Raw genomic sequence first — 15,448 nt, forward strand, 5'->3', positions numbered from 1 at the left:
TATATGCAAGTTCCAACTCCGCGCGACCGAAACCTGCGCGGCCACGCGGCTGCGCTGATCTCGCATTGGCGGTTGCAAACCTCGATCTGGGTAATAGCGCCTTGCATCGCGTGATGAGCGATCTCGACGCACGATTTTTCCCGGCGCATTTGGCCGGCAGCACTCCTTGCCTCAAGAAACGAGCTCGCCGCGCTGGTCCTATAAGTTGTTGCCGCGAGCCAAGAACGCGATGAGCGCGGTCTTGATCTTCATCCTTTGAGCGCAGATCAGGGTGCGGCCATATCAAGCGGTGGCACTATGTCCTCCGCGATGGGATTCTTGAACTCATTCTTGGCTCGGAACGCGTCGAACTCTTCCTTTACTGATTTCAGCAGATTCTTGTTACTCAAAACATCGACAGCAACACCGGCCATCGCTTTAGCCGCATGCGTCAATCCCTTGTGCGCTGCTGGCAGCTTACCTTGAGCAACCAGTTGCCACGAGTGATAGCGCGTGCCCACCGCATAGCAAGCAACACGGCACTGCACAGTTGGAACGACCCAACTGACGGTGCCCACGTCTGTCGAACCGGGAAGGAGCTCGCCGACATGGCCGGTCGGGTAAATGCGCTCGCTCAATAATTCCCCCTCCTGCGGTTGCAGACCATAGCGGGCGTAGGCAGCCTTGATGTCCTCAGCAGAAATGGTCTTCTGAATCTGTGCCGCAAACGCGCGGTCGGCCGCATCGAATCCTGGCCCGCCGAGGCGGAGGAGGTTTGCTTCCATGGCGCTCTCCAATGCCCGATTGGCAACTAGATTTGCTTCGCCTGAAAGCTGCTTCACTTCAACTCGAGTTTCGGTCATCAGGGCGGCACCCTGTGCAATGTTCTTAACACGTTCAACCAGATTCCACATCTCATTGAGATCAAGAGCGCGGACGAGGTGCCGCACCGAAGCGCGAGCTTGAACGACATTTGGGGCCAATCCGCCGGTGTCGGTGATAGCGTAGTGCACACGCGCCGAGGACGGCATATGCTCACGCATGTAATTGACCCCGACGTTCATAAGTTCGACAGCATCGAGCGCGCTTCGCCCGAGATGGGGCGCAACGGCAGCATGGGAGGCTCGGCCGTGGAAGGTAAACTCGATCTCAACACAAGCAAGTGACTGCGGCTTGAAAACGCCTGTGAAATCGGCCGGGTGCCAGCAGATTGCAACATCGACATCGGAAAAAACACCGGCCCGCACCATGAAACCCTTGCCGGAGCCATTTTCCTCTGCGGGGCACCCATAATAGCGGACCCGGCCCTTCTGGCCGTTTGCAGCCAGCCAGTCCTTGACCGCTGCAGCAGCCAGCAAGGCGGCAGCCCCCAGCATGTTGTGGCCGCATCCGTGTCCGCTGCCGCCAGACGTTATTGGCTTGTGAACAGCAACGCCGGCCTCCTGGCTCAGATCCGGAAGCGCATCGAACTCGCCCAGAATGGCGATGACTGGACCGCCCTCGCCCGCCTCGCCCATCACTGCCGTCGGTAATCCGGCGACGTTCGTTTCGACTCGAAACCCCTGCGCACGCAGCATGTTCGCGTGTGCCGCCGATGCCGCGAATTCTTGGTAATTCAGTTCAGGTTTCTCCCAAACATCGTCACTGAGCTTGTGGAATGCCGGCGCTTTCTGGTCCGCAATGTCCCAAATGGCATCGGAATTTCTCATCTTCGTCCTCAGCTTTGCTTTTTCGAGACCGTCTTAGAAGCGACAAAGCCTTTCGGCCATTCGCGTTTCGAACCAGCCACGGCAAACAGGTGGCCAAAACGCAGATACGACCAGCCTGGCGGTCTAACGGCGGCTCGTCTCAAAGCGCCGCCGTGACTTGCAGTCTGATTGCGGGGCCAGCGACAGCTGGCGCCACCGCTGGCATATTAGTAGCGGAGGCCTGATGTTTTGCCTATTTGACGAAGAGTTTGCGCGGCGTCGACGTCAAGGGCTCGTGTCCGCCGTCGGTAACAGCCAAGGATTGGGTGATCGTGATTCCCACATTGTCCAGCCAAAGTCCTGGCATCATGTGGAAGACCATACCGGTCTGAAGAACAGTTTCATCGCCCTTGCGCAGACTTGCAGTGCGCTCACCGACCGCAGGTGGAAATCCAACTCCGATTGAATAGCCGAGCCTTGCCTCCTTTTCAAATCCATGGCGTGCGAGCGTCCGCCGAAAGACTCCTTCGATCTCCGAGGCTGTCCGGCCAGGTTTGACACTCTCGAGAGTCGTATTCAAAGCCTCGACCACCACGTCCGCAAGTTTCTGATAGCTGGGGGCAGGCTTGCCGAGCGAGACCGTGCGACTGAGGACGACCTGATAGCGATGTCGTACTCCCGAAAGTTCAAGATTCAGTATGGTTGAAGGTGCGAGCGGCTCGTCCGTCCAATGAGCATGCGGCGCGATTACACGCTCACCAATACAAATATTGGGCGGCGAACAGCTGTAGGATCCGCCAAACTCGGGCGTGCCCGAAATCATCTGGTGGTAGGCGGCAGCTGCGACATCGCATTCGCGCACACCAGGCTCGACTGTATTGACAGTCCTCTCCATCATGGCGTCCGCGATCCTGCCGGCTTGGCGCATGATAGAAATCTCAGCCGGGCTTTTCACAATCCGGATCCAGTTGACAAGGAGGTCGGCATCTACAAACTCGGCCAGTGGCAGCGCTCGGACAAGATCTGCATGTGCACGCGCGGAGTAGTAATAGCCCCCCATCTCCACACCGATTTTCGCTTTCTCGCCGCCCAACTCCTTTGCAACGTCAGCCACGAAATCGTACGGCGACAGGGTCGATTGTACGTAACGGTCGGGGTAGGCCCGTATGTTGCCGTCGGCAAGATAAGTCGTCATCAAGGCTGAGATGCGGTCCATAAACCGTCCCACCCAGATAGGCTCATCGTGATTTAGCGCCACGATCACCATCTGCGGAGTATAGAACGAGAAGGCGTTGTAGCCGGTCACGTAGTTCTGGTTCGGCGGCTCCGAGAGGAGAAGGATATCAATTCCTCTCTTCGACATCTCCTTCTTTACAGCCACCACGCGTGCCGCGAACTCGGCCCGCTCAAAATGCAATTCTTTCTTCATTATGAATCACTCCGGGTGTTAATTGTGATCAGTTGCTGCGCAAGTCTTCTGCAGGAAGATGGATCGATAACGATCTGTTGCCGTACGCGCTTTCGCTGAGTGCACGAGATGGCAGACACCGAGGCATCCGGCCGGTTGAATGACGCGTTCTTGCGTAACCAGCATGCGAGGCATTGTACCAGCCCGCGGAAATCCTGTGTCTGCACCAGCCCGTTTCGTGTGCCCTCATTGTCCGCGTCCGCAAACAACAGCAAGCTCAGGCGAGAGACGCCATCGCCATCCGGCAAAAGCCCGCGATATCGTAAACAGGCAGCTTTACGATGCGCCGAATTGCTGGTGCGACAATCGGGAATCCCGCACATTCGAACAGGATTGCAGCGATCTCCGGGTGTGATGCGCGAAGCCGCGCGATGCAGGCAGCAACATCTGCTTCCATGGCGGCAACGTCGGTCGGCGGCGCCGGACGCTTCAACTCGTCGCGCCAGTACTTGCCGCCCTCGACCCCGCCAATTACGATTCTCGCCCGTTCGTCCGGATCATCGATTCCGAGCAGATCCTCGCTGCAATGCGTAGAATCATAGGTCAGGACTGCAATTTTGGCTTGCGGCGCCAGCTGGCGAAGCAGCGCCGGCAAGTAGAGCAGGCTCGACATTAGCACAGGCACGTTTACGGAGGCAGCGACCGCCGGCTGATGCCGGACAGAGAAGCCACAGGTGGAACTGATCGCGACGGCACCTCGGTCGACCAGCCGTCGGGCAGCCGCAATGTAGGCCGACTCGAGCGACGGGTCGCCTCGTACGACATTCTCCACCCAAGCCCCCGGGACAGTTTCCAAGATGGTTGGGAAGTCGAAAGTGGCCGAACTCAGCATTGAACCGGACGGCGGCACGGGCGGCGTAGCCCCTGGCGCTACTCCGCGTTCAAGTTGCAGGATTCCGAGAGATCGTTGTGATGTCATGGACAAAACCTTAGCTGCGCTCAGGAGCCGAATTCCCCTAATGTAGGTCGAGAAATGGCCGAATTCCTGCATTTCATAGGGGACAACGCGACAACAACCGCATTCAGCTCTGGCATCGTACGCTGCGCTCGCGCCCCATGCAGTTAAAAGGTCCGATAACATTCATGCGGGTCCCACTGGAGCAGCTTACTCGAGTTGAACCGCTGCAGGGCTTCCCCGTGCATTGAATTGCCAAGCACCGCGTCAAGTTTTTCTCACTCGGGCAGGTGTTCCGCTCCAGGAACGACGTGCTCAACATCCTTGCTTCCAAAGAGGTCGCACATCGTTGATCTCGGCCGCGGACGGATCGGCAGTGACTTGGGCCAGACCGTCACGCCAACAGCGGCACCGCTGTAACAACTGGAAAGACTTAGCAGCCAATCGGGCCACGATGCCCCGCCCCGCCCGAACGGCTCAGCGGACAACCTGTCGCCGTCGCTTTACGCTCACCAATCGACGATCGTGCCATCCTCCAGCACAGCCGATCGTGTGTGCATCACTTCGGGCTTGAATGGATGGCGCGCGGCCGCCGCCTCGTTGATCTCCACGCCCAGACCCGGCGCGATCGGCACCTCCCAGAAACTACCAGTCCGCTTCAGGGGCGTAGTCACCACGTCGTCGTACCACGGCACCGCGCCGCTCATTTCTTCTTGAATGACAAAGTTCGGGGTGGAAACATCGAAGTGCAATGCTGCGATGCCCGCAAGCGGGCCGTTCGGGTTGTGCGGCGCAACGCCCATGAAGGCGTGCTCGGCCGCGGCGGCTATTCGCTTGCCTTCCAGTATCCCGCCCACGTGGTTCAAGTCGGGCTGTATGACGTGGACGGCCTTCGCGGCAAACAGCGGTTCAAATTCCTTGAATCCCACCAAACGCTCGCCGGTCGCGATCGGACAGCCGGCTCGCTCGGTCACTTGCCGCATCGCCTCAGTATCGCCCGGTTGCACCGGCTCCTCGCAGAACATCGGTCGGTACGGTGTTAGCTCCTCGATGAACTGCAGCGCCGCTCCGACTGAGGCGGGTCGGCCATGGAAATCAACCATGATCTCCACGTTGTCACCTACGGCTTCGCGCAGCGTTTCCATCAACAGCCCGACCTGGCGACGCTCCGGGATGCGCGCAGTGAAATGACCGTACGGGATGAACACCACTTTCAGTGCGTCATAGCCCCGCGAAACCACTTGACGCGCCTTGTCGCGCAGAGCCCCGCGGTCGAAGGTCTCATAGACGGATCTCATGTCGCCCAGCCCAAGATGAGTGTATATACGCACCTTGTTGCGAGCCTGACCTCCCAACAGTCGCCATACCGGCAGCCCGACGCTCTTGCCAAAAATGTCCCATAGCGCGTGCTCAATCCCGCTGATCGCGGTCGCGCCAATGATACCAAGGCGATAGTAACTGTGCTTGTTCAGGATACGCAGGCACTGCTCGATGTCGCGCGGATCACGGCCAAGCAGCAGAGCCTCGAGATCCTCTACCGCGCCGCAGACCGCGCGCGTCTTCCAATTCAGGCTTGCCTCGCCCCAGCCATACAGGCCGTCCTGATCTGTCATGACTTTGACGAAGATCCAGTTGCGCATCTCCGCATTCACGACGAGCGTGCGTATTCCCGTGATACGAATCGGCACATCCGGCGCCCGCGCCGGTACCACAAAGGATTGCATCTCGGTCATTCGACTCTCCTCCTCGGCCAGACACATGACGCAGAGCGGAGACGCGTCATGTGAGCCCAGCTAATTGCCTTCCCCTGCCCCTTTGTAGAGGGGCTCCAGCATTCCCGTCGCCAGGCAATGGAATACATGGGTATGACTGCAGCAGCTCAGCGACGCCAACAGATAGAAGGGCGCCCGAATGGGTGTCCACGCAAAGAGCATCACATTGCCCGGCTAATGATAGATCCGCACCGGCACGCAAAAGGCCAATTTCAAGCGGTCGGTGATTACCTTGCAAGCTCGTCCATTACCTGTTTCGTCGCTCGATACGCGAGCTCAACAATCTCATCGATTTCAGATTCGGAAACGACCAGCGGTGGCGCAAAACCCAGAATGTCTCCGTGCGGCATTGCTCGCGCAATAAGTCCGCGATCCCGGGCAGCCTTCGAAATGCGGGCCCCCACCTTGAGCTCTGCATCAAATCGCCGCTTTGTCTGGCGGTCGGCAACGAACTCGATGGCCCCGAGCAAGCCCACGCCTCTCACCTCTCCGACAATTTCCAACTGCGCAAACCGCTCTTTGAGCCGCTTCTGGAAGTGCGAGCCGACGGTCCTCGCGCGCTCGCTCAGCCGCTCCTTCTCCACAATGTCGAGGACTGCGTTTGCTGCAGCGGCCGCGATCGGATGGCCAGAGTACGTATATCCATGCGAAAAAGCTCCAACGCGATCGGCAGCTTCCTCCATGACACCATACACCCTCTCGCCAACGATCGCTGCCGACAGAGGCACGTAGCCGGATGTCAGGCCTTTCGCGACTGTCACCAGATCCGGCTCCATCCCATACAAGGTGCTGCCGAAATCCGCACCAGTTCGGCCGAAACCGCAAATCACTTCATCTGCGATGAGGAGGACGTCATAGCGCCTCAGGACCGCTTGAATTTCGCGCCAGTAACCGGCAGGCGGCGGCGTAATGCCTCCTGTACCCAAGACAGGTTCGGCAATGAATGCGCCGACCGTCTCCGGCCCCTCTCGAAGGATCAGCTTTTCAAGTTCGTCTGCGCGTCGGCGGGAAAACGCCTCCTCTGTTTCCCCGAGCTCGGCACCCCAATAATGGTGCGGTGTACCGGTATGCAATATGCCCGGAAATGGAAGGTCCATATGATCATGGTAGAACGACATGCCGGTCATCGAACCGGAGATGACCGAGCAGCCATGGTAGCCGCGCTCGCGCGAGATAATCTTCTTCTTCCTGGGCTGGCCGCGAAGATTGTTGTAGTACCAGACGAGCTTGGCCTGTGTTTCGTTGGCATCCGATCCGGAGAGCCCGTAAAACACCTTGCTCGGCTTGCCTGGCGCCATCCGCACGAGACGATCTGAAAGCGCTGCGAGCTCCTCGGTCGTATGCGCAGCATAAGTGTGGTAGTATGCCAGCTTGTAAGCCTGCCGTGCGATGGCCTCGGCCACCTCGGTGCGACCATATCCAATGTTGACGCAGTACAAACCAGCAAAACCGTCGATGTAGGTGTGTCCCAGCGCATCTTCGATACGGATGCCCTTCCCTCCCGTAATGATCGTAGGATCGCCTGTTTTACCGGTGGCGAATTCCTTGAGCTGGGTGAAAGGATGCAGGACAGTGGCGCGATCTTGTTCAGCAATGGTTTTGATATCGTTCATATCTTCTTCTCCTAAGCCGCCAAGTCGCCGAAGCAGACGTATTTCTGTTCCATGTATTCCGCTAATCCGTGCCGAGAACCTTCGCGGCCAAGGCCGGATTGCTTCCACCCGCCAAACGGAATAGGCGGCCCTGTAAACGATGCTGTATTGATGCCGAGCATGCCGTACTCAAGTTGCTCAGAGAGCCTTAGCGCTCGACGCAGGCTGTCCGTGTAGACGTACCCGGCCAAGCCCATTTCGCTCGCATTTGCTCGAGCGACAGCTTCGTCTTCAGAATCAAACGCCAGGACGGCAGCCACCGGGCCAAATGTTTCCTCCTGCGCAATGAGCATGTCTTCGCTGACATCACTAAGCAGCGTCGGAGCGACGAAATTCGGACCCAGGCCGCCGTCTGGCTTCGCGGAAACGATGCGGGCACCTTTTGTCCTCGCATCATCAATCTGCAACCTGCATTTGTTGGCCACTGACAACCTTGTCATTGGACCAATCTCCGTTGCTGGATCGAGGCCGTGCCCCACTTTGAGTCGGACAATTGCCGCGGCAAAAGCCTCGACAAAGGCATCATAGACGCCCCGCTGCACGTAGATGCGGTTAGCCGCCAGGCAGTCCTGACCGGACGTAGCAAATTTTGCAGCCATTGCGCCTTTGACAGCCTTGCCGAGATTAACGTCGTCAAAGACGAGGAAGGGGGCGTGCCCACCCAGTTCGAGCGAAACCTTCTTTACCGTTGCAGCGGCCCCTTCCAGAAGCAGGCGACCCACGTGCGTTGAGCCAGTGAACGAAAGAGCGCGCGTCCTCGGATCGCGCAGCAGAGGCGCGGAAAGCTCGACGGGATTACCGACCAGAACCTGAAGCACACCGCGCGGGACTCCAGCTTCCTCAGCCAGCCTGGCCACAGCAAGAGCAGACAGCGGGGTTTCAGGCGCCGGCTTCACAATCATTGGACAACCAGCCGCCAGGGCAGCTCCAGCCTTTCGCGTAATCATGGCGACCGGAAAATTCCAGGGCGTGATCGCGGCTGTGACACCGATCGGCTGCATGCGCACCTGGAGGAGATTCGCAGCCTTGTGGCTCGGAATCGTCTCGCCATAAGCGCGCTCCCCCTCGGCTGCGAACCACTCGAGAAACCCGGCACCGTATGCGATTTCGTGGCGCGCTTCAGCCAGCGGCTTGCCCTGTTCGCTGGTAATCAGGACAGCAAGCTCCTCGGAATGATGGAGCATCAACCTTGCCCAGGACCGGAGGATCTCTCCCCGTTTTGCTGGCAGGAGCTCTCGCCAGCCGGGGAACGCTCGTTCGGCCGCCGCAATTGCCAGCTCCATATCTGCGGAACTGCAATGAGCTACATCGGCTATTTCCTCTCCAGTAGCCGGATCGACCACAGGGTCCCTCTGCCCGCCTGCAACCCAGCAACCGTCGATCAGCGCAGCGCCCGCGACAAAGTCGCGGCGCTGCAAGTTTCGCAGGTAGTTCGCAGCGATACCGGCCGAATGCGCAGGCAGAACACTCTGAAAGGTCATTTGAAAGTCCCAAGGCTCCCTTGTTGGATCGGCGCCATTCTCATCGTATCGTTATCGTCCACACATTCGCGTTGCATTTCCCTGTTGCAGGGATGATTTCCTGCATCTCAGAACCTTCTTTCGTTAGATTTCATCGCAAAGCGCGGGTCCTTATCCAATAATCGCAAGCGGTCGACAGAAATGCTTCTGATCACCATTCCCCCAGCGGAACCGGGTAGACTGCGCCAGTGAGACGATGTCGGGTTCTGTTGACCGGTGACGACTGGATTGTCAGATGAACCCGCGAATGAAGTGGGCTAGCGGCTTTCGCGCGCATGAATGACGGCGGTGCAGGAAGCCGCTCAACTGGTTAGCCGGTGACGCATTTCGACAGAGCGAACCGCATCAGCCGCGACAGCTTTCTGGGAGCAGGAGGTATACGCAAGCGATGAAGAGTGCGGAGGCAACTCGCGCTCCTTGACCCTGCCGTTTGCCATGCTCGATCTGATCTGACGTATGCACGTGGCGCGTCAGAAGCGCTTCGAATGCCTGGAGATAATCAGGCATTATCACCCAGGAGTTGCCGATACTGGCCTCTGAAGTAGATCAATGGATTTCTCTGCCTGTCCCAATCAACCGGACTCATCTCCTCGACCTTGCCGATTATCATAAAGTGGTCGCCGAGTTCGTGTTCCGAGTGTAGTGAGCAATCCAACCACATGAGTGTCTTGGCGATTACTGCCTTGCCACCTTGATCGGTGGCCCAGTCGACATGTTTCCCCTTCTCCGAGCCGGACTTTGCAAAGGCGTCTGAGACGGCCTGCTGTTCTTCGGCAAGCACATTGACGGTAAAACGGCGAGACAGACGGATGCCGGGCCAGCTCTTCGACGTCTTCATCACGCAGAAGGACACGAGAGGTGGGTTCAGCGAGACGCTGTAAAACGACTGGCATGTAAAACCGGTCGGCATGTTGTCAACCATCCCCGAAATGACAGTAATTCCCGAGGCGAAGCGGCCAAGCGCGTACCGAAGCGCCTGTGAGTCGATTGTCGAAACTTCGGACTGCTTCATTGCGACCGTACCCTGCTCCATTGATCTCATGCGTACGCCGGCCGGCTCGGCGGCGTCCAATTTTGGGCCAGCACTTCCGGCAGCGCACCGGATGACGTTGTCATTACGATGCATCGCGGGCAACTCCCAGGTGTTCACGCAAGGTGCGTCCGGCGTATTCAGCTCGAAACACGCCACGCTCCTGCAGAATCGGCACCACCTGATCCAGGAACTCGAAAAGCCCGCCAGGCACGTGTGACGGTGAAACATTGAAACCGTCACATGCACCGCTGCTGAACCATTCAGTAAGATCGGCCGCGATCTCTTCCGGCGTGCCAGCAACGATTCGCTGCTGTCCAAGCGCCATTTCCTGGCAGAGCCTTCTTACAGTCCATTTGGATGCGACCGCCTTTTCCGCAATTGGTCTGGCCGAACTTGTAACGGCGGATTCGACGAAAGATGCAGGAAGAGTATCCTCAAGATCGTACTTCGAGATGTCCTTGAACTGAATGATCAATCTTCCCATCTCTTTGATGGGATCGGCTATCGAGCGTAACAACTCGAGCTTCTCTTCAACCTCTTTCTTCGTTGCCGCAACGACAGGCTGAATGCCCGGAATGACCTTGATCGACTCTTCGCTACGCCCGTGCTTGGCCGCTGTTTGCCGAACGAGTTGTCTCTGCTGGATCGAGGCAGCCTTTTCCAGCGGAACCGTGTAAACCGCGTCCGCGAACTTGGCCGCAAGTTCAACGCCCGGGCCCGATTCGCCCGCCTGAAAGATTGCCGGCCTGCCTTGCGGCGATCTGGTGGCCGTCAGCGGTCCTTCCACTTGGAAGAACTTGCCGCGGTGATGCAAAGCACGCACTTTAGTCGGATCGAAGAAGATCCCGGACTTCTTATCATAAACGAACGCATCGCGATCCCAGCTATTCCAAAGGCCCTGGACAACTGTGACAAATTCTTCTGCCCGTTCGTAGCGTTCACTGTGCGAAATGGGCTCTGACAAACCGAAATTTGCTCCCTCGGTCTGCCGGTACGATGGAACGACATTCCATGCTGCCCGGCCTCCGGTTATGTGATCGAGCGAGGCATATAGGCGGGCAACATGAAATGGCTGCTGGTAACTGGTCGAGCATGTCGCAACTAGTCCAATCCTGCTGGTCAGGACAGCAATAGCAGCCATCGTGGTCAGTGGCTCGAGGGTAATGTTATCGTGGCCGCGGCCGAGCGCTCCCTTTGGGCGATCGTCCATCGAAGTCGCTGCGAGATTGTCCGCCAAAAAGACGAAATCGAGTTTTGCGGCTTCCGCTTTCTTCGCCAGTTCCGCATAAAACGAAATCGATTCCTGGACGGTTGGATCGACGTCAGGGTGCCGCCAGGCGGATGCGTTATAGCCAAGCCCCCGGATTGACGCTCCGATACTCATCATTCCTTTTGACATTGAATTCTCCCTTTTGGGCTATTCTCTAAGAGTCCGTTCTGCAAGGGCGTGGCCAGTCGGGCCAGCCCGCCCTTATTTCGGGGCACTCGGCGGCAACGCGAACTGGCCTTGGCCTATTTGCTCCAGTCCCGCCAAGGCCTGGCGCAGCACCTGCCGCCCGCGAAACAGGACCGCCTCTTTCCAGGACGGATCATCGGGACAAAAATGGGCCCGCATTCGCGCACGAACCTCGCGGCCAAACGCTCCGGTTCGATCGCCACCGCCATGAACGTGCAGCCATTGATCTGCCAGGAGCACCCGCTGGGCGGCCTCAGTGTCGAAGGTCCCGTACTCAAGGCAAAGATAGAGATACCGCCCATCGCCCAGAAGCCGCTCCCAAAAGAGTTGCAGAGAGCCGTGAATGGGAATCGAAGCCGACGTTCCCAGATCCGCAGACGTGACGCTTGGTCCGAACATGCGATCCGCGATGACCTGCGACGCACTCGCGGCCATATGCTCACTCTGAAGCTCGCCATACCCATACGGGCCAAGCCCAGTATGGACATCGATGACCGCCACGAATTTGCGAGCGGCCAAGGCATACTCGCGAGCGATGGTGTCCAGCGTGCAGGCCGACCAGGACGGACCGAATCCGCCGAAGAACATTCCATCAGGATCGGTGTACTGACCAGCCTTCCGCGCGATCTGAAAAGCGCGCTCACCGTGGGCGTACTTAAACTGCCGTATCGCCTCGCGGGCCGCCTCGAATGCCGCCCCGTCAAGAGCAGCCGGCACAAAATGAGCACGGAGTTCATCATAGCCGGGATTAGCTGGAGCGCCGACGGCGAAATCGACAAAGTTGCGGTTCAGATCGCAGCCCTCCTGCGTGACCCTGCGATCCCACGCGAAGCCGTGAGGGTTGAGACCATGAATGAAGAGCAAGGCGACATGCTTGGGGGGGCCACTCGCCTCCAGCAGTGCAAGCCAGTCGATCTGGATGCCCGATCCGCAGAAGCCCTCCGGGCCATGAGTGCCGGAAATAATTACCAGCACGCATTCGGCCTGCGGATCGCCAATCCAACCCACGTCGACGGACAGAGCCTCATTATGCGGCCCGGCGAGATCTGGCAGCACGAAGGCACGCGCCTGCGGCATCGTCGCGAGAAACTTCCGCCTCGCCTGCTCGTACGCATCCGAGAACGACGACCGGACCGAAACCAGCAGCTCGCCGCACTTCAGCCGATCAGCCAGGGGAGGCAGCCTTCCGCCTCGGCCAGTTTTCTGTTCAGTCGGTACAGAAGCCAAGTTTCTTCCCTCCACGATCCGCCGCTCCGTAACGCGTGATCCAGCGACAGAGCTCGCAGATCTGATCGCACTCAACTCCCAGATTCCGCCGCTCTGAGCTGATCACCGCCTGGCTCGCGGCGGGCACCACGCTCCGCAGCCCTGAACCGATTGAAAGAGCTACAGCACCCCATTTCAAACGGTCCAGGCTTTCTCGTGCAAGCCCTTCCGGGGCGACGACTCTCGAACAACGTTGACCTGTTTCAGCACTGTCCAACAATCTTCTATAGGCGCGACGTGATTTGTTGAAATTTTCCAGGCATTCAGGATACTGATGTCCGAAACAGATTTGCGTCGCTTTTCCCCGCGGTCAGGGGCCATTTCTGCAAAAGACGCGTGTTTCGCGAGGAAATTCACCGGAGGCCCGATTATGCAATACGACCGAACAGACGCCCGCATCCTTGAGCTCGTACAGAAGAACAACCGCCTGACTTCAGAGGTCATTGGCGAGCTGGCCGGGCTTTCCGCTACCGCTTGCCAGCGGCGACTGAAGAGACTTCGCTCCGAAGGAATCATCGAAGCCGACGTGTCGATCGTTTCCGCGAAGATGGTAGGCAGACCGATTCAGATGCTCGTGCTGGTAAGCCTGGAGCGCGAGCGTGCAGACATAATCGACAGGTTCAAGAAAGCGATCAAATCCTCAGCTGAAGTCGTCAATGGATTTTACGTCACTGGTGATGCTGATTTCGTCCTGTACATCACGGCGAGAACGATGGAGGATTACGAGCAGTTCACTCGTCGATTTTTTTATGAGAACCCGGACATCAAAGGGTTCAAAACCATGGTCGTAATGGACCGCGTCAAGGCTGGCTTTGCGATTCCTGTGGAGCTTCCGAACGAGGATTGACGACGAGCGCAAGTGTTGTCTCGCGCCGCATGCCGGCCCCGTTGCGCACTTTTTCATCGCCTATTCGATTAGAACGCGACAAACCCTCAGAGGCCTGCCTCTACTCTCTGCGTACGCCGGAGCTGGGGAGAGGTCTTTGCAGTGCTGATGTTGCGCCTGGCTCATCAAAGCAGGTTCGCGATCGTGCCGCTAGCGGGCGCAGGTTTGCGTCAAGGCGAACCTGTTGCGGTAGCGCGCAAGGCTCAAGCGCTAAGAACATCGAAAGCGCAATTCAGGCAAAAGGCTGATTTCGGCCAGCACGCCATACCCGCTACCACGAATAGAGAGTGAGAATGAGTACAACTCGCCACGAGATCGACAGTCTAGGAAAAGTAGAGGTCCCGATTGAGGCCTACTATGGCTCTCAAACCGTGCGGGCGATCAATAACTTTTCGATCTCGGGAATTCCGATCGGCCGTCTTGTGCAACTTGTTTACGCGCTCGCTCTGGTCAAGAAGGCTGCCGTTCTGGCAAATGCCAAGCTTGGCGACATCCCGGGCGTCAAGGCTGATGCTATTGCTAGAGCCTGCGACGATATCGTTTCCGGCAAACTGAACGCCGAGTTTCCAATTGATGTTTTTCAAGGCGGCGCTGGCACCTCGACGAACATGAACATCAACGAGGTGATCGCAAACAGAGCACTCGAGCACTTGGGATTGCCTCGCGGCCGCTACGACGTTATTCACCCGAACGATCATGTGAACCTCTCTCAATCGACAAACGATGTTTATCCAACTGCAATCCGGCTTGCGATCCGGTTGGCGCACCGATCCTTGGACCACGAGCTTCGTCGGCTTGCCGATGAGTTCGAAAAAAAGGGGGCGGAGTTCGGCAGCGTCGTGAAACTGGGCCGCACACAGCTGCAAGACGCTGTTCCGATGACGCTTGGCCAAGAATTCTGTGCCTTCGCAACGACAATGCGGGAAGATGTCGCCCGCATGGAAGAGCTCGTTTCTCTCTTCGAGGAGGTGAATCTCGGTGGCACGGCCATCGGCACCGGAATCAACACAAAGCCGGAGTACGCTCGGACCGTCGTCGAGGAGCTCTCTCGGCTTACTCAGCTTCCCTTACTGGCAGCTGGCAATCTGATCGAAGCTTGCTGGGACACGGGGTCGTTTGTATTGTTCTCAGGGATGCTGAAACGGACAGCAACAAAGCTCTCCAAGATTTCAAACGATCTGAGACTGCTTTCGAGTGGACCTCGAGGCGGCTTCGGCGAAATCAATCTGCCGGCCCTCCAGCCAGGCTCTTCCATAATGCCAGGCAAGATCAACCCGGTTATTCCTGAAGTTGTGAATCAGGTGGCTTTCCAAGTGATCGGCGCGGACCTTACAATCACGCTGGCGGCCGAGGCAGGCCAACTCCAGCTCAATGTAATGGAGCCGGTGATCGCCTACAGTATGCTGCAATCCATCTCCCTTCTGACGAACGCTGCCCGAGTATTTCGCGAAAAGTGCATCGTCGGTGTAACAGCCAATGTGGAACGGTGCCGCGAACATTTGGAGGCAAGCACGGCTATCGTGACAGCTCTGACTCCATTGATCGGATATGAGCGCGCGTCCGAAGTTGCGAAAGCAACCCTGAAGAACGGGCAAATGATCTGGGACGTCATCCAATCAGAGCTGCATCTGCCGTCTGACCTGCTGGATCAATTGCGTGATCCATCTACCCTGACAAGGCCGTGGAAAGCGCAGGAACTCGAGCTTCAAGGGATCACAAGCTCCGCTGAGACCGAATAGGTTGGCCCGCGTCGCGCTTGCGGCCGAAAGGCGGCGCGCTCTTCCATAATAAACTGACCTCGGAATGCAGCCTTTTCAGGCGAGACATGAGCCG

11 protein-coding genes are annotated in these 15,448 nt (G+C 58.0%); 2 read left to right on the top strand and 9 right to left on the bottom strand.

What is annotated here, in order from left to right; genetic code table 11:
• Positions 1-266: 266 nt before the first annotated feature.
• The 9 genes from YU9_RS0120840 to YU9_RS0120880 form a co-directional block, all read right to left on the bottom strand.
• The gene (locus YU9_RS0120840) at positions 267-1,688 is read right to left on the bottom strand and encodes an amidohydrolase (RefSeq protein ID WP_027574544.1); all 1,422 of its coding nucleotides are present in this window, start codon (positions 1,686-1,688) and stop codon (positions 267-269) included.
• A 232-nt stretch (positions 1,689-1,920) separates the two neighbouring features.
• Positions 1,921-3,096: a Xaa-Pro peptidase family protein gene (locus YU9_RS0120845; RefSeq protein WP_027574545.1), complete on the bottom strand. Its 1,176-nt coding sequence runs from the start codon at positions 3,094-3,096 to the stop codon at positions 1,921-1,923.
• Between the two features lie 256 nt (positions 3,097-3,352).
• Entirely contained in the window at positions 3,353-3,748 is a 396-nt protein-coding gene (locus YU9_RS51115) for a hypothetical protein (RefSeq protein ID WP_036017702.1), read from the bottom strand.
• Positions 3,749-4,539: 791 nt separating this feature from the next.
• Positions 4,540-5,763, bottom strand: a complete 1,224-nt coding sequence (locus tag YU9_RS0120855; protein WP_245266460.1) for an enolase C-terminal domain-like protein — start codon at positions 5,761-5,763, stop codon at positions 4,540-4,542.
• Between the two features lie 266 nt (positions 5,764-6,029).
• Complete coding sequence (locus tag YU9_RS0120860) at positions 6,030-7,415, bottom strand: aminotransferase (RefSeq protein WP_027574548.1); 1,386 nt, start codon at positions 7,413-7,415, stop codon at positions 6,030-6,032.
• Between the two features lie 11 nt (positions 7,416-7,426).
• Positions 7,427-8,935, bottom strand: a complete 1,509-nt coding sequence (locus tag YU9_RS0120865; RefSeq protein ID WP_051380453.1) for an NAD-dependent succinate-semialdehyde dehydrogenase — start codon at positions 8,933-8,935, stop codon at positions 7,427-7,429.
• 538 nt (positions 8,936-9,473) lie between these two features.
• Positions 9,474-9,986 carry a flavin reductase family protein gene (locus YU9_RS0120870; RefSeq protein ID WP_036017706.1) on the bottom strand — a complete coding sequence of 171 codons (513 nt, stop codon included), beginning with the start codon at positions 9,984-9,986 and terminating at the stop codon, positions 9,474-9,476.
• Positions 9,987-10,089: 103 nt separating this feature from the next.
• Positions 10,090-11,406, bottom strand: a complete 1,317-nt coding sequence (locus YU9_RS0120875) for an NtaA/DmoA family FMN-dependent monooxygenase (protein ID WP_027574551.1) — start codon at positions 11,404-11,406, stop codon at positions 10,090-10,092.
• 72 nt (positions 11,407-11,478) lie between these two features.
• Positions 11,479-12,690 carry a DUF2817 domain-containing protein gene (locus YU9_RS0120880; RefSeq protein WP_051380454.1) on the bottom strand — a complete coding sequence of 404 codons (1,212 nt, stop codon included), beginning with the start codon at positions 12,688-12,690 and terminating at the stop codon, positions 11,479-11,481.
• A gap of 409 nt (positions 12,691-13,099) precedes the next feature.
• On the opposite strand from YU9_RS0120880, the gene YU9_RS0120885 reads away from it, so the two are divergent.
• Together YU9_RS0120885 and YU9_RS42085 are read left to right on the top strand one after the other, a co-directional pair.
• A complete protein-coding gene (locus YU9_RS0120885; RefSeq protein ID WP_027574553.1) occupies positions 13,100-13,576 on the top strand; it encodes an Lrp/AsnC family transcriptional regulator in 477 nt (158 codons plus the stop codon).
• Positions 13,577-13,908: 332 nt separating this feature from the next.
• Positions 13,909-15,354: an aspartate ammonia-lyase gene (locus YU9_RS42085; protein WP_051380455.1), complete on the top strand. Its 1,446-nt coding sequence runs from the start codon at positions 13,909-13,911 to the stop codon at positions 15,352-15,354.
• Positions 15,355-15,448 lie beyond the last annotated feature (94 nt).

Origin of the sequence: Bradyrhizobium sp. WSM1743, from assembly GCF_000473065.1 — a bacterium.
Classification (GTDB): Bacteria; Pseudomonadota; Alphaproteobacteria; order Rhizobiales; family Xanthobacteraceae; genus Bradyrhizobium.